The organism is Shewanella sp. NKUCC05_KAH (genome assembly GCF_019345585.1).
GTDB lineage: Bacteria > Pseudomonadota > Gammaproteobacteria > Enterobacterales > Shewanellaceae > Shewanella > Shewanella oncorhynchi.
Map to the genome: position 1 here is coordinate 52,014 of NZ_JAHKQZ010000014.1, position 21,508 is coordinate 73,521.

At 45.1% G+C, this 21,508-nt stretch carries 19 protein-coding genes and 1 riboswitch; of the genes, 12 read left to right on the top strand and 7 right to left on the bottom strand.

The features are described 5' to 3' along the window. The first annotated feature begins 112 nt into the window (after positions 1-112). Positions 113-2,149 carry a M14 family metallopeptidase gene (locus tag KO533_RS13525; protein WP_219254617.1) on the top strand — a complete coding sequence of 679 codons (2,037 nt, stop codon included), beginning with the start codon at positions 113-115 and terminating at the stop codon, positions 2,147-2,149. 25 nt (positions 2,150-2,174) lie between these two features. Here KO533_RS13525 and KO533_RS13530 read toward each other — a convergent pair whose 3' ends face one another. Beyond that, positions 2,175-2,942: a class I SAM-dependent methyltransferase gene (locus KO533_RS13530; RefSeq protein WP_219254619.1), complete on the bottom strand. Its 768-nt coding sequence runs from the start codon at positions 2,940-2,942 to the stop codon at positions 2,175-2,177. A 270-nt stretch (positions 2,943-3,212) separates the two neighbouring features. On the opposite strand from KO533_RS13530, the gene KO533_RS13535 reads away from it, so the two are divergent. The 3 genes from KO533_RS13535 to KO533_RS13545 all read left to right on the top strand — a co-directional run bounded on the left by KO533_RS13535 (position 3,213) and on the right by KO533_RS13545 (position 5,592). After that, positions 3,213-3,998: a hypothetical protein gene (locus tag KO533_RS13535; protein WP_219254621.1), complete on the top strand. Its 786-nt coding sequence runs from the start codon at positions 3,213-3,215 to the stop codon at positions 3,996-3,998. 309 nt (positions 3,999-4,307) lie between these two features. After that, complete coding sequence (locus tag KO533_RS13540; RefSeq protein ID WP_219254623.1) at positions 4,308-4,778, top strand: hypothetical protein; 471 nt, start codon at positions 4,308-4,310, stop codon at positions 4,776-4,778. 121 nt (positions 4,779-4,899) lie between these two features. Continuing rightward, a complete protein-coding gene (locus KO533_RS13545; protein ID WP_105250981.1) occupies positions 4,900-5,592 on the top strand; it encodes a hypothetical protein in 693 nt (230 codons plus the stop codon). Positions 5,593-6,124: 532 nt separating this feature from the next. Here KO533_RS13545 and KO533_RS13550 read toward each other — a convergent pair. Further along, complete coding sequence (locus KO533_RS13550; protein ID WP_219254625.1) at positions 6,125-7,012, bottom strand: hypothetical protein; 888 nt, start codon at positions 7,010-7,012, stop codon at positions 6,125-6,127. Positions 7,013-7,279: 267 nt separating this feature from the next. On the opposite strand from KO533_RS13550, the gene KO533_RS22775 reads away from it, so the two are divergent. Further along, entirely contained in the window at positions 7,280-7,402 is a 123-nt protein-coding gene (locus KO533_RS22775; protein WP_263187938.1) for a hypothetical protein, read from the top strand. 24 nt (positions 7,403-7,426) lie between these two features. Here KO533_RS22775 and KO533_RS13555 read toward each other — a convergent pair whose 3' ends face one another. Together KO533_RS13555 and KO533_RS13560 are read right to left on the bottom strand one after the other, a co-directional pair. Next, the gene (locus KO533_RS13555) at positions 7,427-7,885 is read right to left on the bottom strand and encodes a GIY-YIG nuclease family protein (protein ID WP_173496993.1); all 459 of its coding nucleotides are present in this window, start codon (positions 7,883-7,885) and stop codon (positions 7,427-7,429) included. Between the two features lie 11 nt (positions 7,886-7,896). After that, positions 7,897-10,032: a S9 family peptidase gene (locus KO533_RS13560; RefSeq protein WP_219254627.1), complete on the bottom strand. Its 2,136-nt coding sequence runs from the start codon at positions 10,030-10,032 to the stop codon at positions 7,897-7,899. Positions 10,033-10,212: 180 nt separating this feature from the next. Then, positions 10,213-10,444: riboswitch (FMN riboswitch) on the top strand. A gap of 190 nt (positions 10,445-10,634) precedes the next feature. Between KO533_RS13560 and ribB the strand changes: the two genes are divergently transcribed. Together ribB and KO533_RS13570 are read left to right on the top strand one after the other, a co-directional pair. Then, the gene (gene ribB, locus KO533_RS13565) at positions 10,635-11,288 is read left to right on the top strand and encodes a 3,4-dihydroxy-2-butanone-4-phosphate synthase (RefSeq protein ID WP_219254629.1); all 654 of its coding nucleotides are present in this window, start codon (positions 10,635-10,637) and stop codon (positions 11,286-11,288) included. A gap of 435 nt (positions 11,289-11,723) precedes the next feature. Continuing rightward, a complete protein-coding gene (locus tag KO533_RS13570) occupies positions 11,724-14,948 on the top strand; it encodes an EAL domain-containing protein (RefSeq protein WP_219254631.1) in 3,225 nt (1,074 codons plus the stop codon). Positions 14,949-15,021: 73 nt separating this feature from the next. Here the strand turns inward: KO533_RS13570 and ftnA are convergent, their stop codons facing one another. After that, on the bottom strand, positions 15,022-15,558 hold the full coding sequence (ftnA, locus tag KO533_RS13575; protein WP_105250975.1) for a non-heme ferritin: 537 nt from the start codon (positions 15,556-15,558) through the stop codon (positions 15,022-15,024). A gap of 349 nt (positions 15,559-15,907) precedes the next feature. Here ftnA and glp point away from each other — a divergent pair, with 349 nt between their 5' ends. The 4 genes from glp to KO533_RS13595 all read left to right on the top strand — a co-directional run bounded on the left by glp (position 15,908) and on the right by KO533_RS13595 (position 18,996). Then, positions 15,908-17,161 carry a gephyrin-like molybdotransferase Glp gene (gene glp, locus KO533_RS13580; RefSeq protein WP_219254633.1) on the top strand — a complete coding sequence of 418 codons (1,254 nt, stop codon included), beginning with the start codon at positions 15,908-15,910 and terminating at the stop codon, positions 17,159-17,161. A gap of 10 nt (positions 17,162-17,171) precedes the next feature. Continuing rightward, the gene (gene moeB / locus KO533_RS13585; RefSeq protein WP_219254635.1) at positions 17,172-17,942 is read left to right on the top strand and encodes a molybdopterin-synthase adenylyltransferase MoeB; all 771 of its coding nucleotides are present in this window, start codon (positions 17,172-17,174) and stop codon (positions 17,940-17,942) included. 128 nt (positions 17,943-18,070) lie between these two features. Further along, a complete protein-coding gene (locus KO533_RS13590; protein ID WP_219254637.1) occupies positions 18,071-18,733 on the top strand; it encodes a Bax inhibitor-1 family protein in 663 nt (220 codons plus the stop codon). 17 nt (positions 18,734-18,750) lie between these two features. Next, complete coding sequence (locus KO533_RS13595) at positions 18,751-18,996, top strand: DUF333 domain-containing protein (RefSeq protein WP_219254639.1); 246 nt, start codon at positions 18,751-18,753, stop codon at positions 18,994-18,996. A gap of 86 nt (positions 18,997-19,082) precedes the next feature. Here the strand turns inward: KO533_RS13595 and rlmF are convergent, their stop codons facing one another. Then, entirely contained in the window at positions 19,083-20,183 is a 1,101-nt protein-coding gene (gene rlmF / locus KO533_RS13600) for a 23S rRNA (adenine(1618)-N(6))-methyltransferase RlmF (RefSeq protein ID WP_219254641.1), read from the bottom strand. 58 nt (positions 20,184-20,241) lie between these two features. Then, positions 20,242-20,670, bottom strand: coding sequence for a flagellar basal body-associated protein FliL (locus tag KO533_RS13605; protein ID WP_105250969.1), 429 nt, complete (start codon positions 20,668-20,670; stop codon positions 20,242-20,244). A 170-nt stretch (positions 20,671-20,840) separates the two neighbouring features. On the opposite strand from KO533_RS13605, the gene KO533_RS13610 reads away from it, so the two are divergent. Beyond that, a complete protein-coding gene (locus tag KO533_RS13610) occupies positions 20,841-21,404 on the top strand; it encodes a chorismate lyase (RefSeq protein WP_212600815.1) in 564 nt (187 codons plus the stop codon). The last annotated feature ends 104 nt before the right edge of the window (positions 21,405-21,508 follow it).

Genomic DNA, 21,508 nt, shown 5'->3' on the forward strand with positions numbered 1-21,508 from the left:
GTGCTTAAATCCATGTCAGAAATGCCGGATAACCCTTAGCCGCCCTTGCGTTAACGGGGCGTTTAATGAAAAGATACCGTCCTAATAAAAATTCGATATATGGACTCTTTTCATGCGCTTGTTTTCTTTCTCCGTTATCGCCATTGCCTGTCTCTCTACGGGCAATCTCTACCCTGGGAATGCTTTTGCCAATGATGCGAAAACCACAACCCAAACAACTCCGGCAGCCACTATGGCGCAAGCCTCTACCACAGAAACATTGGCAGTTGGCTCCCCAGTAATCACAACGTCACAGGATGCAAGTCCAGCAGCGAATAGCCAAGCGACTGAAACTGCGACTAATGTACTGGCCGATACCACAGTTACGGCACCAGAAGCACAACCAGCGCCCATTCCTGAACGAGCCAACACCTTTGTCAACGATGCGATTTTACCGCCAAACATCACTTGGCATGGCGCCAGCGAATCGCTCATGTTAAGTGTTGATAGCGAGTGGGCGACTCCCTTTGAGCAAAGTGGCGGTATTGAAAGTCCAAGCTACGATGCCACTATCGCTTGGCTCGACAAACTCGCGGGCGAGACAGATAAATTACAAAAGGTGAGCTTAGGTAAGAGCCCACAAGGGCGCGATATTTGGATGTATATCGCCAGCAGTGAAGGCATTAATGAATCGGCACGCCTCAAACAAAACACTAAGCCGACAGTGCTAGTGCAGGCGGGGATTCATGCAGGAGAAATCGACGGTAAAGATGCTGGCATGATGCTGCTACGTGACATTATCCAAGGCGATAAAAGTGCCCTGCTCGATAAAGCCAACCTCTTGTTTGTGCCTATTTTTAGTGTTGATGCCCATGAGCGCAGCGGCGAATTTAATCGGGTGAATCAACGTGGCCCTGTGAATATGGGCTGGCGCACTACGGCTAATAATCTCAACCTTAACCGCGATTATGCTAAGGCCGACAGCTTAGAAATGCAGCATATGCTGCGCGCAATCAACGTATGGCAGCCAGACTTGTATATCGATGTGCATGTTACCGACGGCATCGACTACCAATACGATGTGACCTTTGGTTATAACCTTGCCCAAGGCTTAAGCCCAGCGAGCTACCGCTGGCTCGAAAACAGCTACAGACCTGCGGTTGAAGCCGCATTAACGGAACAAGGCCATATTCCCGGCGCACTGATTTTTGCCGTGGATAACGCCGATATTAACAAAGGCATGTCGCTGTGGAATCCAAGCCCGCGCTTCTCTAACGGTTATGGCGATGCTCGCCATTTGCCCACCATTCTGGTTGAAAACCACAGCCTAAAGCCCTTTAAGCAAAGGGTGCTCGGCACTTATGTGATGTTAGCGCAAACCCTCAAAACCGTGGGTGAACAGGCGACGAAACTTAAGAGTGCGATTCAAGAAGATAAATACCGCGCCTCACCGCTAATCACCCTTACTTGGAAATTAGCACCATTAGAAAAAGGCTGGGATTTTAAAGGCATAGATTATCAACTTGAAAAGAGCCCCATCAGTGGCGCTGAAGTTGTGCGCTGGACAGGTGAACCTAAGCTTTACCCTAACTTACCTGTGATGGCTGAAACAGTGCCCGACATTAAGGTCACTCGTCCAAGTGCTTACTATATTCCAGCGCAATGGACTCAAGTGATTGATCGTCTTAACGTGCATGGCATTCGCATGACCACGCTCAAAAAGCCAACCGAGTTGAAATTGCAGCAATATACCCTCAGCAATCCCGTGTTTAACACTCAGGATTTTGAGGGCCGCCAAACGGTCAAAGCCGAGTCAGAGTTAACCAAAGTCAGCACCACTCTGCCCGCTGGCACCATTAAAATCAGTACAGATCAACCGCTAGGTGATCTGGCGATTTTACTGCTTGAGCCGCAATCACCAGATTCTTTACTGCAATGGGGTTTCTTCAACCCTATCTTCACTCGCACTGAATACATTGAAGATTATGCGGTAGAGCCACTGGCAGCCAAGATGCTAAAAGAAGATCCTAAGCTACAAGCGGAGTTCGACAAAGCACTGACCAATGCCGAGTTTGCCGCCGATCCTGAGGCACGCCTACGCTGGTTCTATGAACGTAGCCCTTACTACGATAACCAATACCTTAAGTATCCGGTTTACCGTAGTCGCTGATCATCGCGATTACAAAAGGCTGTGATTAAGCGGGTTTACGCGCGCTGATGCTATACACCAAGGGCACCTTCTGCCCTTGGTGTGTTAACACATAACGACCATCGGCTTGCGCTTCGAGCCCTTCAAAGCAGTTATAGGGGCTGAAATCAAACTCGTGGAAAAACTCCAACACTAAGCCCGCCTGCAATAACGCATTAATCACTTCAGATAAACTGTGCGACCAGCACATTAAGGTTTGCTGATCATCACCGGTATTTTCGGTATATGTGCCTTCCAGCTCTATGTCTGGCTCACCCCGATTAAAATAGCTATAGCCATCGAACAACTGCTGCGCAGGATGGAACTCGGCCATGTAAAACTGTCCGCCGGATGTTAAACAGTCGGCAACCGTCTGCGCCCACAGAGTTAAATCCGGCAGCCAAACAATGGCACCATAGGACGTAAACACAATATCGTGAGGCTCAACCTTGCTCGCCACACTGTAAACATCGCTACAGATAAACTCGGCGGACAACTGTGTCCGTTCTGCCAGCTTTTGCGCTTCAACAATCGCGACCTCTGACAAATCGACGCCAGTGACCCTGGCTCCCATTCGCGCCCACGACAAGGTGTCTAAGCCGAAATGACATTGCAGATGCAGCAAACTTTTACCTGCAACCTCGAGTTCACCTAGCTCAATTTCCCGCAGCGAAGTCTTACCACTAAGAAAGCCCGCAACATCATAAAAATCAGAAGTTAAATGTACCCGAGTGCGCGCATCCCAAGCCGTCTTGTTCGTCGTTAAATAATCCATCTGCATCCCTTCTTATGTTTTTTGTATTTTTGATTCCGCGTGACTTACGGAGCTTAAACTAACTTAATAAATGAGCAATTTCACTAATCTATGAGTAAATCACCTATGTTGCGGACATGTCCGCACAGTGAATCCCGGACACTTTTTAGCTTAACCAATTGATTATAAATGAAACTTAAAATTGGCATGGGCTGTGCAATGTCTTATTCATCGCAAGACGACTCAGCACTCACCCAAAAAATCGAGTGCCAGATAAACAAGGAAGCTAACATGTCACTACGCCCATTTATATTCACCCTCGCTTTTATAGTGTTTTTTACTGCTGGGGTATCGCTCACTGGCTGCATTCTTAATGTGAACGCTGCAGGCATGCCAGACTTAGACCACCAACAACGCGAACTCACCCTCAATAGCCAAGACTTACAAGGCCTAATTGCAGAAACTGGCGCAGGCAGCTTGGAAATTATCGGTGTCGAAGGCCTCAGCCAAATTAAACTCGTCGCCGACATCTATAGCAATAAGGACGACAACGATGACAGCAAAGTCATTCTCACCCTTGAGAAAAAAGCCAATAAAGCCAAGCTCAAGGCCAGCTTTGAGCAAGCAGATTCTAATAATAACTCGCCCTATATAGACCTAAAACTGCAAGTCCCTGCGCACTTTACACTGGATATCGATGACAGTTCAGGGGCTATTTTGATCAACAAGATGACGTCGGACATGAACGTCAAAGACGGTTCGGGTGAACTCACTATCAACGGTGGTAACAATATCAACATAGAGGATGGCTCAGGTGATATTGAAATCAACCAAATCAACGGCAGCCTAACCATTGAAGATGGCGCTGGTGCCATCAAGGTGACCGATATTCGCGGCAATATCGCAATTGATGACGGCTCGGGCAACATCGAGGTCGCCAATGTGCAAAGTGCTGTGACCATCACAGATGGCTCAGGCAATATTAATGTCTTTAACACTAAGGGATTAACGATTCTTGCGGCAGGTTCTGGCGATGTGACATTTAACAAAATCGACGGCCCAGTGAGCATGCAATAACGCGCTGTTTTACTACCCTACACCCAAAGGCTTTACTAACTTCCCGGCGTAGAGGCTGATGTTGCAACGGTTCCCAGCCAAGATGTCAGTCTTCTACCCACCCTTTTAAGCGTATGCCAGACTTATGCATTTATGCCACTAACCCCTTGTAGTGGCATTTTTTTATGCCGAAATTAAGCTTGAGTTTGCAGAAATGACGTTGATTTTATTCAGACCGTTACGCTTTAACCTTGTGGATTTGCTAAGATTGTCAGCCTTCCCACTTCAATAGTCGAAAAGTCACACTGTATTGCCAGTAAGGTCGAGAATATGGATCCGTTTTCGGAATACCAAAAAGAAATTGAATCGCTTTCCCTATCGGATAACCCTAGGCAGATAATGGAAGGACTAGGGGATATTTGTTTTGATGGCGAATCTTTTTATCGCAACGGCAATAAAGCCCTAGCCAAACACATTTTCAAGCATATTTACGCCTTAGATGCGCACTCAGACTATTTCTCACACGCCAGAACTGTCGCAAAAGCCTTTCTTATAACCTTGGGAGAAATTCCCCCTATCTCCCTAGAAGAGGTTATTTTGCAGATAAATCATGAGCATGCCTCATTAGCCGCACATCAATTAAATCTGCTGATTGCAAAGCGTATTTTTAGGGAATTTAGTCACCATCAAGACGCTATCCACATCACTATGCAATATCTCACCAAAGCCGAGGCACTTACCCCTCTGAGCAAGAGTGACCTTCGCTTTAAAGCTTTAGTCAGCTCAAATAAGAGTGAGTAAAGGGATAGCGTGACAGAATAAATCATCAGAATTTAGAGCCGTTTCTCAAAAGAAATGCAAAAATATACAGGAAGAGATCAACGTTCTGAATTCGACAACCCAATTTTAATTAAGTGATAACATGGACATTTCATCTTTTAAGAAATATATAAAGTTAGCACCAGAAAATGTTTCAGAATGGCAGAGGTGGGAAAATTCATTACCTACCTTCGATTCTATATTACCAATATTGGATTATGTATATAACGCTGAGTGGCAGCGAGATGATTGGAAAGCCATAATGGCATTCATTCGGAAAGGTTATGTTGAGCAAAATGAATCATCTGAATTGGTTGACGGGATTAAGCATGTAAATATATTCAACTCCAAAGTTATTAATCTAAAAGTTGATGTCGCAATTTCATTAAACTGCTCCATTGTTCGTTCATTAGAGTCAATTAATTTATGCTCAGACTCAGTTGAATCATTAAGTGTGTCCCATGCAAGCAAACTCTCTGAAATTACCGGAAACACCCAGAATTTAAGTTACTTATCTTTAAATAAATGTCAAAAGTTAGATTTTGGTTCTATCATTTCAACGCTGGACAGCGTAAAAATGTTAGACCTCAGTGGAAACCCACAGTTGTCCAGTATTGACGAATTGCGTGGAAATAAAAATATTTTTGCGTTGTATCTTGTTGAAACAAATGTAATTAAGACTAAAGAGACAGTAGAAATATTGGCTTCGATACCAAACTTGAAAAAACTTTGGATTAAAGCAAACAAAAAGGAGTTGGAACTTTTAAGAGAAGCCCTACCAGGGATTGTAAATTAAGCATAGAAAAAGGCCGGACATGTAGTTCGAGAGCGCGAAAAGATCTGTGTAAGTGGCATTCTTAGCCTGTTGAATGGAGTTCAGAATACCAATAGCAGACAAACTTATCGCTCAGCAGAAGAAAAATCGACGCTCCCCAATGCAGACCAGTCTTTGGTGGCAAAAAAGTCTTAAACACTTGATTTATTATGGAAGTTAATCGTTAAGCTATTAAGCACTGTCATTCTAGTGACTCGCCGCCCTTTCGTTTAACAAGAAGTGTCCCTATAGGCTCAACGGCGGCATCTGCTGCATACAGAAGTGCAAATACCGCGATCACATGGATGTGAAAGAGCGGACATGCCGCCAACGGTTACTTCCATGACAGTGCTTAATCTCATTAACCTTTGAGTATACCTGTGGCCAAATTGAACAATGAATGCCTTGATAAACTTCACATATAATGTTGCATTCAAGTATGAGCAACATTGCCACTAGCCCCCAACCTTGAACTAAAAATACCAAGCTTTAGGAATCACTCTTAAATGCTTTATTATCTTAATGACTTTCGACCAAACCTCTCATAATCATGGACAATAGCTTCAAACAGTTTTGAACCTACCACTTTATCCACATTATCCACATTATCAATCACATAATTTTCAATCTTTGCAAGCTGTTCTTCTGGGATTTGCTCGTATAGTTCAGATATTTTATTTGCAGCATCCCTGATATAACCATCAAAACCGTCAGGAAAGACGTACTGTCTTGGGGATATTGTTCCACCGCTAATAGCCACACGGCTAGATCGCATTTGTTTCGATTGCTTTGACTTAATTACACCTATAACAATAAACGAAGGTAACTTCGTATAAATGTACGTGCCTTGTGAGTTACCCACAATATCCATGGCAATAGCACGAAGGAAATACCGATTGATGTTTGTTGGAAGATTATCGAAATTTGTTGACTCAATAACATCAAGAGGAAATATGTGTTGCTCAAATTCGTATAAGTTTGAAGATTTACCAAGTAAGAAGTTGGCTAACCCCTCTTCAGCTTTTTCCAACATTTCTAGGTATTCTTGCGGTTTAGTTTCATGACTATTTTTGCTGCGAACATAAGTAAGTGTTCGCCAAGACAAAGAGGCTGCAAATTTTGACAACCAATTTCCATACACTGCTACTAAACTCGAGTTTTTCATATAAGGGTGGAATATTTTAACCGAAAAAGTTCTTTCCCATGTTGAAAATAAATCTTCGCAATCTCCACATAACCAATATTCTTTGGCTATATCTTGCTGTCGTTTACTTACTTGATTTCCATCTCTTAAATAACCCGTAATTGAAGTCTTCTTAAGCCACTTTCCTATAAATTTTGGAATAAAATGACTCAACTCAAGCTTCGCTTCTTGATTACATAATTTGCAAACGCCATGCATATAAAAAAGACCTCCATTAAGATAACCTTTGAATAGTGTGCATGCTCGCTTACCTCATTAGAGCAGAGAAAGCGTGCATCGTTAACTATTTGTATCAAAATAAATTAATCAGATTTCTATCACTTTCCTTACACAACAATCTATCAGACAGAATATCCCATGTGCGAGTTACAAACCTATCATATATTGCAATAGGATCATGCCAACTAAGATAGATAGTTCTGTCTGACATTAGGCTTAAGAGAATGCTCTAGGTAACAGGATACTATGCAGTTAGCCAGATTAAGCACTGACATGGAAGTGACCGTTGACGGAATGGATGCCGTCGTCGAGCCTATAGGGATATATCTACGGCGAGTCACTGGAATGACAGTGCTTAATCATTACTAGTCACAGAACAAGTATGATGCAGTGTTAACGATCTACTAATCCACGCTCTGACTCAATCAACGTCAGCTTTTGAGCGCGACTCAGCTTTTTAACTGCAATCTCACGGCGCAGTGCATCGCCGTGACTGCCAACCTGCTCTTGATACATCAGCGTTAATGGACCTTTACCGCGCAGATACTTAGCGGATTTGATGCCACCCGACTGATGCTCGCTAAAGCGTCGCGCTACGTCGGTGGTGACGCCTGTGTATAAATGCCCGTTGGCGCAGCGAACTAGATACAAATACCAGAGGGGTGCTGATTTTATGGGTGTAGGCTTCGATGGTGCAGGATTTAATGGTACGGGATTCAGCGAAGCTTCTGTAACAACATTTTTGGTTGCGACAGCGCTAGTCACTGGGACAAGTGTGTCTGCCACCAGTGACTCATGTTGCTGCACAGCTTCTATGTCCGTATTGCCTAGGCTGACGGCTGATTCAGTCACTTGCGAATAACCTACTTCGCCATACCTAATAGACTCAAGAAGAACGCATATTCTTGGGCAGTGTCTTGGTACTGGCGATAACGACCACTCTTACCGCCGTGGCCAGCTTCCATATCCACATTGAATAACAACACCTTATCATCCATCTTGTACCACTTATTCTGTACATCGCGCAGTTTAGCGACCCACTTGGCGGGTTCAAAATACTGCACTTGGGAATCATGCAAACCAGTCGTCACTAACATGTGTGGGTATTCTTGCTCGGTGACATTGTCGTAGGGCGAGTAACTCAACATGTAATCAAAGTAAGTTTTCTCGTTCGGATTGCCCCACTCGTCGTACTCATTGGTTGTCAACGGAATCGACTCGTCCAGCATTGTCGTCACCACATCAACAAAAGGTACATGGGCTGCAAGGGCGAAATACTTGTCCGGCGCTTGGTTAGCAATCGCGCCCATTAGCAAACCACCCGCGCTGCCGCCAGAGGCAACTACCTTGTTTTTGTCGCCATAACCTTGCGCCGTTAATGCCGTTGTTACGTCAATAAAATCATTGAAGGTATTCTTCTTATTCAACAACTTACCATTGTCATACCAAGGGCGACCTAGCATTTCTGAGCCTCGCACATGGGCAATGGCATACACAAAACCGCGGTCAAGCAAACTAATAACAGATGAAGAAAAATCGGGTTCTACTGTGTAACCGTAAGATCCATAACCGTATTGATACAGAGGGTTAGTGCCATCTTTCTTGAATTTATCTTTGCGATATACCAAAGAGACGGGCACTTTCGCACCATCGCGGGCCGTCACAAATATCCGTTCGGCACGATACTGGCTGGCATCAAAGCCGCCTAAGACTTGATCTTGTTTTAATAAATCACGTCTATCGGGATTCACCAGCGAATATTCGTATACGGCTTCTGGCGTCGTTAGGCTGGAGTAGAAAATGCGTAACTTATTGCTGTCTTGCTGGGAATTAATCTCTAAACCCATCACATAGGCAGGTTCATCAAAGCTCAACTCGAAGGGCTTTTGACCATTGAGCGGCATCACTTTAATCCGCGTCAGGCCGTTTTCACGGGTCTGAATAATCAGATAATCCTTGAGCACTAACTCGTCTTCGATACGGGCATTGGGATTATGCGCAACCACTTCTTGCCACTTAGATTTGTCCGCCGCATCTTTGATGGCAACTTTCATCAAACGGAAGTTAGTCGCCTGCCAGTTGGTGAGAATGTAATAAGTATCACCCAGCTTAGACACACTGTATTCGTGGCCTTCTTCCCGCGCTAATACTGGCTTGAATAAACCTAAAGGCTCGCTGGTATCGAGAATAGACACTTCACTCGTCGTGGTGCTTTCTTGGAACAACACAATTTGCGACTCATCTAAGGTTTTGCCGAGCGAGATATAAAATGAATCGTCTTGTTCTTCATACACTAAGACATCGCTCGATTGCTTAGTGCCCAGCTCGTGGCGATACACTTGATAGCCCAGCAAGGTTTTTAGATCTTTGGCGATATAGAACACATGCTTGTTGTCGTTCGCCCACACTACGCGACCTTCGGTATTTTCAAGTACATCGGTGATCATGTCGCCTGAAGCCAAGTCTTTAAAATAGATGTGATATACACGGCGGCTGAGGACGTCTTCGCCAAAGGCCAACATGGTTTCATCTGGGCTCACACTCGCGCCACCTAAACCATAAAACTCATGGCCCTTAGCTCGCTCGTTAACATCGAGCATCACTTGCTCAACACCATCGGCGCCTTTACGGCTGATCAGCGGATATTCGCTGCCCTCTTGGTATCTGTGATAATAGCTGTGCTGATGCCATTGGTACGGCACGCTCGACTCATCGGCGACTAAACGCTCGGTTAACTCTTTATAAAGACCATCTTGCAATGGCTTTAATGGTTTGAAATAAGCCGCGGTATAGCGATTCTCAGCGTTGAGATAGGCCAACACTTTAGGATCTTTGCGCTCATCATCACGCAGCCAATAGTAATCATCGGTACGCGTTACGCCATGTAAAGTCATCACATGGGGAATTTTTTCAGCAACCGGGGCAGGTACTTGCCCTTTGGAGGTCGAACAAGCGGATAACAGCATAACAATACCTAAAGTGAGTAGCAGAGAGCGCATTTATACGTCCTTGTGACGTCCATAACGACCGTCGAAGAATGCGACGGCAAGTCAATTAGCTTATGTGTTCAGTATGATAGTGGTCAGGTGTGCACTAGCGCAAACATTGAACGCGAGAAGTTGCCATTCGCGGTAAATAAGAGCAACATAACCGCGTTTTTGAGCGCAAATGGCTCAAAAGCAAATTCTCAGGGCGGGGTGAAACTCCCCACCGGCGGTAAATGGGTAACGACTAAGTGATTATTTTGCTGAGCGACACCCAAAGCCCGCGAGCGCCCGAAATCAATTTCGGGGTCAGCAGATCTGGTGCCTTAGATTTTGCCTAGTGCAAAACTGACTATTCCAGAGCCGACGGTAATGGACTGTTTGCTTTAATGGCGACAGTGCTGAGTCCGGATGGAAGAGAATGTAAGACAACACCTTGCGGTATTTAAGTGCAACGCACTTATGTATTGCAGTGTTAGCCTCATGTTTTGCAATAACTTCACCCCAAGTGAAGTGATATTGCTACAGCAAAATCGAGCCTTTTGGCTTGATTACGTTGTATTTCTGCACGCCCTGATTCTGGATATTCCAATGTCGTTTATTTAAGGATATTAACCATGAATCAGTCTTTACTTGCTCCTTTTGGTACTGCTATCGAACGCGTTGAAGCGGGTCTTAATGCCCTGCGTCAAGGCCAAGGTGTGTTAGTTGTCGATGACGAAGATAGAGAAAACGAAGGCGATTTAATTTTCGCTGCCGAGACGCTGACTAACGCTCAAATGGCCATGCTCATCCGTGAATGTAGCGGTATTGTTTGCCTGTGTTTACCCGATGCAAAAGTCAAAGCCCTCGAGTTGCCCCCTATGGTGGAAAACAACTCGAGCCAATATGGCACTGCGTTTACTGTAAGTATTGAAGCTAAAATCGGTGTGACTACAGGGGTTTCTGCCGCTGACCGCGTGACCACCATTAAAGCGGCGATTGCCGATGGCGCTAAGCCAAGCGATCTCGCTCGTCCTGGCCATGTGTATCCACTTCGCGCCCAACCGGGTGGGGTATTGACCCGCCGTGGTCACACTGAAGGCACTATTGATTTAATGCAACTCGCGGGTTTAAAAGCCGCTGGCGTATTGTGTGAAGTCACTAACACCGATGGCACTATGGCGCGTTTGCCCGAAATTATTGCCTTCGGTGCGCTGCACAATATACCCGTATTAACGATTGAAGATATTGTCGTTTATCGCAAATCATTGCTGGCCAATGTCGGCTAGATAACATGCCAATCGCCTGAATCTAGGGCATTGATTTAAATAGAAGGACGTTTAGCTGCGGCAAACGTCCTTTTTATTTAAGTAGATTTACCGTTAACAATCGCGTTCCACCTAATGCACTAAAAAAAACGATAAAAGGTAAAGTTAAACAAGTCATTCTTTCAAACGATGAAATACTGCTTCACATCACAGACAAAGCAAATGCTTGTTTGATAGGTGCAAAATAGGTTAATAAAAATAGTCTCTTAGCATGATATATAACAATTTGCTTAATTTCGTGACCTAGATTAGATATCCATAAACTAAAGGTCGCGGTGGCTGGCCGCCTATGTTAAATATCCTCACCCTGTGCCTAGTCCTATTTGTAACTCGGATTCAACGTTATTACGTTGAATTTTCTTTTTCTGCCTAGGCGAACGAGTGGAGTGATCTTTAATGCCGTCAGCGCTACACCATCTCAGTTTGAAGCAAAAGCTCATTCTGTTTTCGTTAGTCCCATTATTAATGATGAGCTTTTTCATTCTGACGCGCATGCATGACTTGATAAAGGAATCACACTCGGCCAAGCACAACCATCTTGCGGTACAAACGACGGTACAAATCACTGAGCTACTCTATCAGTTGCAAAACGAATATGGTCTAAGTACAAATCAGCGACCAACCGATGAAGTGCTATTACAGCAACAAGCGACTAGATCAAAAGCACTCGATGCATTACTGAACAGTGAGCCTTTAGAGCATCTTCTGGAGGCGCTCGACCCTAAAAGTATTGAAGCAAACAAAATGAACGCATTGTTAGATGCGCTCAAACTCACAGGCAACAAACTCGCTAACGTTCACCAAAACCACACCGACGAAACACTGAGTCAGTTTACGGAACTCTATAATCAATTCCACACTCAGCTTTTGCAGCTCATTCAGCTATTACAGTTACAAACCAACGAAATCAGTCAGTCCCGTGCCTATACCGATCTATTGAACCTACTTATGGTGCAGGAGTTGGCCGTAAAAGAACGAAGTGCCATCAATCAATTACTGCTCAGCAAGTCACTCAATATTAATGATTACCGCACCATAATCTCCTTTATGTATGAATATGAGCGAGCCGTGATGCACGCGAGTAATGCATCAATTTCCGATAGAAGGTCCTTACTGCAAAACCTACAAGATTCGCCAGAAAATCAACGCATTCTGCAAATCAGCAAGCAAATTGAACAACAAACTCGCATTAGCGCTCTGGCACAAAATATTAATGCCTACTTAGGTTACGGTGGCTTAATGGGCAGTTTTCAGGACTATTTGCTTAAGGGCGATGAGATTTCACTGCAAAAATTTAATGCAGCACTTGCGACGATTCAGCTTAATTTGGATGAACTCAATCATGAGACTCGTTCTCTACCCGAATTTAAGGCGGCACTGAAAACCATTGAGGACAGCATAAATCAATACCAATTCAGCATGGTCAAGTTGCAGCAACTGCAGCAGCAAGGTTTGCCGATGACGGAGATCAAAGCCATCGCGCAAGTCCCAGCCAGTGAGGACAAATTAAGCCAAGCGATGAGCCAACTATTAATGCCGCCACATCCAATTGATAGCCAGGAGTGGTGGGATCTCACCACTCAGCGTATCAATCAACTACATTTGCTGGCGCAAAATATCACCAAGAACATGGCGCAGCAGAGCGAATATCAACAAAACCACACCTTAATCTTACTCAGCTTATACTTGTTCTCGGCTTTGTTCACCGCGACCATCACACTTTGGCTTGGACAAAAGATAATCCGCAATTTTATGGATAAGATCACTAAGATTGCCAATGACATGCAGCAAATGGCAGCAGATCCACAGCTCAATATTAATATCCAAGTCTCAGGCACAGATGAACTCGCCCGCATGGCCCGTGCCATGAACCGTATGATTAGCGAACGGCAAAAAGCAAACCATGCCCTAAGCCGCGCTGCAGCTGTGTTTGACTATTCTGCCGAAGGCATAGTGGTGACAGATGCCGACAACCATATTGAACTGGTCAACCCCGCTTTTTGCCACATTACGGGCTATTCATTGGAAGAAGTGAAAGGCCGCAGTCCCTCCCTACTCAGCTCTAGCCGTCATCCTAAGCACTTTTACACCGCCATGTGGGAGTCACTACAAAAAGAAGGGAAATGGGAGGGTGAAGTTTGGAATAAACGCAAAGATGGCCAAGTATATCCCGAGTATCTAGCGATCACTGTGGTGCGAAATGAGCAAGGTAAAATAATCCAACATATTGGTTTATTTATGGATATCAGTAAGCGTAAGCAATATGAGCAGGATCTTTGGTATCAGGCCAACTTCGATGGGTTAACTGGGCTGCCTAATCGTAAGCTGTTCAATGAACGACTGCAGCACGAAATCCATGTGGCGCAGCATGACTCTCGCAAGCTGGCTATCTTGCTGATTGATTTGGATCAATTCAAATATATCAATGATGTACAAGGCCATGCCACTGGCGACTTATTACTTAAAGATGTCGCAAAGCGCTTAGAAGGCATTGCGGGGAAAACCGATTTTATCGCACGTATCGGTGGCGACGAGTTTGTGCTTATCTTGCCACGACTGACTAACGAACTCGCCATCGAACACATGGCAACCCGAATCATTGAAACCTTAGGTATGCCATTTAACTTAAATGACCGCGAGATCCAGATTTCGGCCAGCTTTGGTATTGGCGTCTATCCCGAAGATGGGTTGGATACCGGCTCACTCACCCGCAATACCGAAACCGCCATGTATCAAGCCAAAGATGCGGGACGGAACAATTTTAAATACTTCACCGCGGGTATGAATCAAGCCATGTTCGCCCGGATGGAGTTAGAACAACGTCTACGCCGTGCCGTGGCACAAAATGAATTTGCCCTGCATTATCAACCTATCGTGGATATGCAAACCGGAAGTGTCTGCAGCGTCGAAGCCCTTATCCGCTGGCAAGATCCCGAGCTTGGGTTGATCCCGCCGGATCAATTTATCCCATTAGCCGAAGAAACCGGACTGATAGAGCCTATGGGCGAATGGGTGCTCAACCAAGCCATGCATGACCTGAGGCAATGGCAGAAAAGTGGCTTAAATATCAATGTCGCGATTAATGTTTCCAGCCGCCAATGTATCAATACACGCGGTATGGGGTTCGACCAAGTGTTGCAAGAGTGCTTCAACCGCCACCACATTAACCCACGAAATGTGCATATTGAGATCACTGAAAGCATGCTGATGGGCGATGCCAGCCATTGCTTGAGCACGCTCGAGTCTATTCGTCATTTAGGCTCGCAAATCTATATCGATGACTTTGGCACGGGTTATTCTTCCCTGAGTTATCTGAAAAAATTCCCGATTTCAGTGATTAAAATCGACCGCAGCTTTGTGGAAAATGCCCTCGAAAATAACTCGAACGCCAACTTAGTCAAAGCGATTGTCATGATGGGGCAAAGCCTAGAAATGGAGTTAGTTGCTGAAGGCATAGAAACCGAAGCACAGTGGCACTTCCTACGAGATTTAGGTTGTCACTTCGCTCAAGGGTATTTGATCTCCAAGCCGCTCCCCTTCAATGAAATCACTCCCTTGCTACGCATCAAGCACACAGCACTGTTGAATGATGGCTATCAAGATAAATGCGTGAATATCTAAGCTTATAAAAAATAAAATGATAAAGAACAAAAAAAGCAGCCTAGGCTGCTTTTTTGTGGCAAATAAAACGGACTTAAGCCTGTGGTTGGCCTTGGCCGTTCATTATGCTTTCGCCACCCTTAGAGGCTAGCTTAGCTAAATCTTTATCAATAAAGAACAGTGCCTTACCATCTTCGCCCACTAAACGTATCTTATCGACAATCGACTTAAACAGCTTTTCTTCTTCATGCTGCTCAGCGACATACCATTGCAAGAAGTTAAAGGTTGAGTAATCTTGATTCGAAAATGCGGCATGGGCCAAGGCATTGATCTGACGGGTAATCAGCTGCTCATGCTCATAGGTTAATTCAAACAACGCCAGTAAAGAATCAAACTGTGACTGTGGCGCCGCAATCGCACCTAACAAAGGTAAGCCACCAGTTTCACTCACATACGTGAAAAGACGACGCATATGGCCCATTTCTTCATCCGCGTGCTCACGCATAAACTTAGCTGCGCCTTCAAATCCCTGATCTTCACACCACGCACTCATTTGCAGGTATAAATTTGAGGAGAAGAACTCCATATTAATTTGTTCATTCAACTTTTCGATCATAGTTGCAGACAGCATAGTAAATCCTCTTTTGCATTCGAACTGAATCATGGGGGACATTGTCATCAAGGGGGTCGACAAAAGCAACAAAATTTACCTTTGGATTTCTTGCTAAGTTAATGATTCATTGATAAAAATGATTTTCATTTGTTCATCGACTCGCGTTCAACCCTCGAATTAGTGCAGTAAATTGTGTGACTTCTAGCGAGGTTATCGCCCAAAGTGGCAGAAAAAACTGACTGACCTATCACAGAAACTCACATGCAAATCATAGCCATCCCAGATCACCGTGGCATAATAGCCAGTCATAATCAGGTGGAAATTCATTCAGCGTCATTACGACCCATTGCATATAAGGCAGACCCTAATGTCCGTAACAGCCGATCCTTGTTCGCAACCTAGCTTAATGCATCCAGATCAAGCTATTCCCCTTTTGCTCGAGCAAGTTAGCCCAGTGTCAGACACCGAAGTCGTATTGCTTCCCCATGCCCTTGGCCGCGTCCTAGCAGAAGATTTAGCTTCCTGCATCGACCTGCCGCCCTTTAACAACTCCTCTATGGACGGCTACGCCTTCCGTTTTGTCGACTTAAATACGCAAACCAATCAGACCGCATTGCGCCTTATCGGCAGTTCCTTCGCTGGCCATGGTTTTAAAGGTGAAGCCAAACCTAATACCTGCGTGCGGATCATGACAGGCGCGCCTGTGCCTACAGGTTATGACACAGTGCAAATGCAGGAAGAAGCCGAGGTTGAAGGTGAGATTATTCATATCCGCCATCCTAGGGCGCAAGGCGCCAATGTGCGTTGCCGCGGTGAAGAACTCACCCAAGGCACTAAAGTGCTCAGTGCTGGCATTCAAATTGGTGCCGCCGAACTCGGGGTGTTGGCCACGATTGGTGTTAGCCAAGTGCGAGTTTATCGTCAGCTTAAAGTGGCCTTTTTCTCCACAGGCGATGAACTGCGTCCCGTTGGCAGCGAATTAGCCCTAGGACAAATTTACGATTCAAACCGTTACTCGATCCAAGGCTTACTCAGCCGCGCTAATGTGGAATGGCTCGATTTAGGCGTAATAGCCGATGATCCTGAAGCCATACGTCAGGCATTTCGCAATGCCGCTAGCCAAGCCGACATGGTATTAACCTCGGGTGGCGTGTCGGTCGGTGAAGCAGATTTCACTAAACAAATTCTTGATGAGGAAGGCAAAATTACCTTCTGGAAACTCGCCATCAAACCAGGCAAGCCCTTTGCCATGGGCCGTATCGGCAAAGCGATATTCTGTGGTTTACCGGGGAATCCCGTGTCTTCTATGGTGACGTTTTACAAACTCGTTTGGCCAATACTGAACAAGATGCAGGGGTTAACCCCAGTTGCACCTTTGATGTTAGACGCTACGCTCACCACGCCTGTACGTAAACAACCGGGCCGCGTCGAATATCAACGGGGCGTTTTAAGCCGTAATGCACAAGGTAAACTTGAAGTTGCCATTACTGGTAGCCAAGGTTCTGGCATGTTGACTTCGATGAGCTTAGCAAACTGTTTCGTTTTATTGGAGCAATTCCAAGGTGATACTCCCGCTGGCACCCAAGTGACGGTCGAGCCATTTAACAGCGTGCTTTGCTAGGAAAATCCCAATGAATGTGCCAGAAGATATTCTCAGCGACAGCGAACTCTTAAGATACAGCCGCCAAATATCTATCAAGGCTATGGATATCGACGGTCAAGAGCACCTAAAACAGGCCAAAGTGCTCATGATAGGCGCTGGCGGTTTGGGCTGTGCCGCCAGCCAGTACCTCACGGTTGCGGGTATTGGTGAACTAACACTGGTCGATTTTGATACAGTTGAATTATCCAACCTGCAGCGCCAAGTGCTGCATCAAGATGCCAATGTCGGCCAGCCTAAAGTCGAATCGGCTAAACAGAGCCTCAGTCAGCTCAATCCCTTTATTAAGATCAACATTATCAATGCAGTATTAGATGATCATGAGATTGACGCCCTAGTCGCCGATCACGGCCTAGTGCTCGACTGTACCGATAATGTCAGTGTGCGCGAGCAACTTAATCTCAGCTGTTTTAAGCATAAAGTGCCCTTAGTGTCTGCCGCGGCAATTCGGATGGAAGGCATGGTCACTGTGTTCGATTATCACAGCGAAACGCCTTGTTATCATTGCTTTAGCGCCCTATTTGGCGAGCAACAACTGAGCTGCGTTGAATCGGGTATCCTAGCCCCTGTCGTCGGCATGATAGGTTGTTTGCAGGCGGTTGAAGCCATCAAAGTGATTACTGGCATGGGTAAAACCTTAGCAGGACGCATTTTGATGATCGATGCAATGACGATGGAGTTTCGCGAGATGAAGTTACCGAAACAAGTCCGCTGCAGTGTTTGTGGTACTAAAGAGGCTTAGGTTGTTCTCGCTTGAAAAACGGCTTTATTTACACTAGCTTAATTGCCACCGCTTAATTTGCCGTCATATAGCTCAACACTGATGACGCTTAATGGCCCGTTAAAATAAGGAAATCATAAGGAAAACATATGGATTCGGAAAACAGTGTATTTGACCGCATGACCACAGACGACCCCATAGTTGGCGCAGGTATTTATAACCTCGTTATCGGCCTCACGCTGATTTGGGGTTTTGCCGTTAACTATTGGATGGTCACCAATATCGATCCAGAGGCGATTGCCAGTGTTAATCCTTGGATTTTCTTTATCGGCTATTTCACCTCCTGTTTCTTTGGGATTTATCTATTCCAAAAATCGACTAATCCCGTTGTCAGTTTTATTGGCTACAACTTTGTAGTCGTGCCCTTCGGCTTAATTATCAATATGGTGGTCAGTCAATACGATCCCAAATTGGTGACCGAAGCCATTCGTATCACAGGGCTAGTGACCATAGCCATGATGTGTTTAGGCACACTCTTCCCCGCCTTTTTCCAAAAAATTTCCGGCGCACTCACGATTGCTTTATTGCTCGTTATCGTCGTCGAACTGATTGAAGTGTTTATCTTTAATACTCACCACGGCATTTTAGATTGGATAGTCGTGCTGATTTTCTGCGGTTATATTGGTTATGACTGGGGACGAGCGAATCAAATCCCTAAAACCATAGATAATGCCATCGATAGCGCCGCCGCTTTGTATATGGATATCATCAACTTGTTCCTACGGATCCTGCGGATTTTAGGGCGAAAATAACTCACCAAGGAGTGTCTATGAAAATCAAATTCCTGCTTGTTACTGCTCCACTTCTGGCGAGTCTGGTATTAGTCGGATGCAGTGATACTGAACAAGTAAAAATAGCCAATCCCGCCTCTGAGTATTGTGTCTCCATTGGTGGCAACTTAACAATTGAGAAAACCGCCGAAGGTGAACATGGGATCTGCACCTTACCCAGCGGTGAAGCAATTGAAGAGTGGGCGTTATTCCGTCGCGATCATAAGGAAGAAAAGCCGCAGTAACAGTGGCTATTTTTACTTTTAATAAAAACAGGCGCCATTAGCGCCTGTTTTGTTAGCAGTACTTAATTGGGTCATACTCAAAAGTCTTAACGGGCTAAGTGTTCACCGCGCCAGATTTTGCGCTTAGCTGCTGACTGGAAGCTCCACGCTAAAACCCGCGTAATTTTATTACCCTGCTGCATCTCAATCGTTTTCACAGTATCGACTTTCAACTGCGCTAAGGCTTGATAACAAGGTTTCAGGTTTTCCTTCTTCGACACTAGACTGGTAAACCATAAGCATTGATCTGCAAACATTTGGCTCTCACGGATCATAGTCGCTAGAAACTGTCGTTCACCGCCTTGGCACCAAAGCTCAGCCGCTTGACCGCCGAAATTCAGCTTAGGTGCAACCTTTACCAAGCCACCCCGATTGAGCTGCAGATTATTCACCTTACGCTTTGTACCTTCGCTCGCCTCAGCCATAGAGGCATGAAATGGCGGATTGCACAGGGTTAACGCAAAACATTCTCCGGCTTGAATGATTCCCTTGAAGACCGCCTTGTCATTTGGCTGTAATCGTAAACTTATTTGCCCTTGCAGCACTGGGTTTTGCTCAATAATACTCTGCACATTACTGAGTGAATGGGCATTAATATCCGAGGCGACAAATTGCCAACCGTATACTTGGCAACCCAATATGGGATAAATACCGTTCGCGCCAGTGCCGATATCTAATACCCTAGTTTTATCCAAAGCAAATACATCATCGCCTTCGGCTAGAAGGTCTGTTAAATAATGTAAATAATCGACTCGACCGGGAATAGGAGGACATAACGCTCCATCAGGAATATCCCAACACTCAATCCCATAATGATGTTTCAGTAGCGCCGCATTAAGGATTTTAACTGCTAACGGATCGGCAAAATCGACCGATAAAGCCCCATAAGGCGTGGGTCGAACAAAGGCTTTTAGCTTAGGGAATGAACTCATCAGCGCCGGAAAATCATAGCCGTTCAAGTGTACATTTCGAGGATGCAAAGCTTTTTTAATCTCAGCACTAGGCCTGTTTTTGACCGACTTTGCTTTGCCTTTCACCTCCGTTCTAGCCTGCTTTGGTGCTTTAGTTTTTGCATGACCAATGTTGGCTGTACTCGTTAGGCGTTTCGCAGTCACTAATTGGACGGGTTTCACGGCAGGTTTTGACATAATAGCTCTTGTAACGCAATGGGCCGACCTGAGTCAGCCCATGGAATGGGGCAGTAAATTAATCGTACAGATAAGAGGTAAACAATAAGTTTACGATCAAGGGTTTGCCAGCTTCTTTGGTGATCAAGTTGTTGACCATTTCAAAGCACTCACGACGAATCTCTTCACGACCCGTGAGCGACTTAATCTTCTCTTCCGATTGATTGCCTAACACTTCAACAATTGCGGCTCGCAATAATGGATTATGGAGCTCAATTGTCACTAGATCATCTGGACTCTTTACCATTAACTCAACGCTAATCTTCACAAAACCCAATTTCTTGCGATTAGAAATATAGTTAGTGACAATTTCGGGTTCGAAACCATAGTAGGCATACTCACCCGTAGGTGGGGTTGCTGCAGCAGGTGCTGCTTCTTTTTCATCGGCCGCATAAACACTGAAAACACTTGTAAACAGGATAAGACAGACTGAGAGTAATTTTTTCATAGCGACTTACGGCTCCCTAAAACAATAATGGTAATGGAAGAAACTTCCCAATCTATATAGCCAAACAACCTGAAGATGCAGTATCCGTATCTGGAAGTAGCTTGGGTATATATGCTCGCGTCGCGACATGCTAGACTGCCGACGTTTGTTTATATTGTAACGAGTATTTAATGAATGTGACTAGCTTAAGCTTTCCCTATGGTGAATCTATTCAGTGGTTTTCAGCCGATCTAGCCGACAAACTCCCCAAATCGCCCTTGAAAGAATGGTTGCTTGCCACTGGCAGCCTAACGCAAAAACTCAAAACTTGCTGCGCTCAATTTGAAGTAAAGGTACTAGGCGAAGGACTGCATGCTCCCTTAGAGGGCGAATATCCCCAGCAAGGTGCTGTATGGATCCGTGAAGTCTTGCTTTGCCTCGACTCGATACCTTGGGTATTTGCCAGAACCTTAATCCCTGAAAAATTAATGGCCGAGCGCAAAATGGATTTCCTTAGTTTGGGTACTCGCCCCTTAGGTGAATTACTGTTTAGCCAAGATAACTTCATCCCCGGTAGAATCGAAGTTGCCAGTTTCGAAACCTGTAGTCGCCTTGCCCACTTAGCTGAAAGTTTAGATCAAAGTGTCGAACATGCACTCTGGGGACGCCGTCGCTATTTCCATCACGGTGAGCATGAAATGATCGTCAGCGAAATCTTTCTTCCAGCGGCCGAGCAAGCTATCCGTCAGTTGTAAACTTTAGATTTCACCCAAAGCTTAGTCAGAATTTAGCCTCAAGACAGATAAAAATGCCTCTAGATCAGAGGCATTTTTGTTCGGATTTCAAACAATCAACTTAG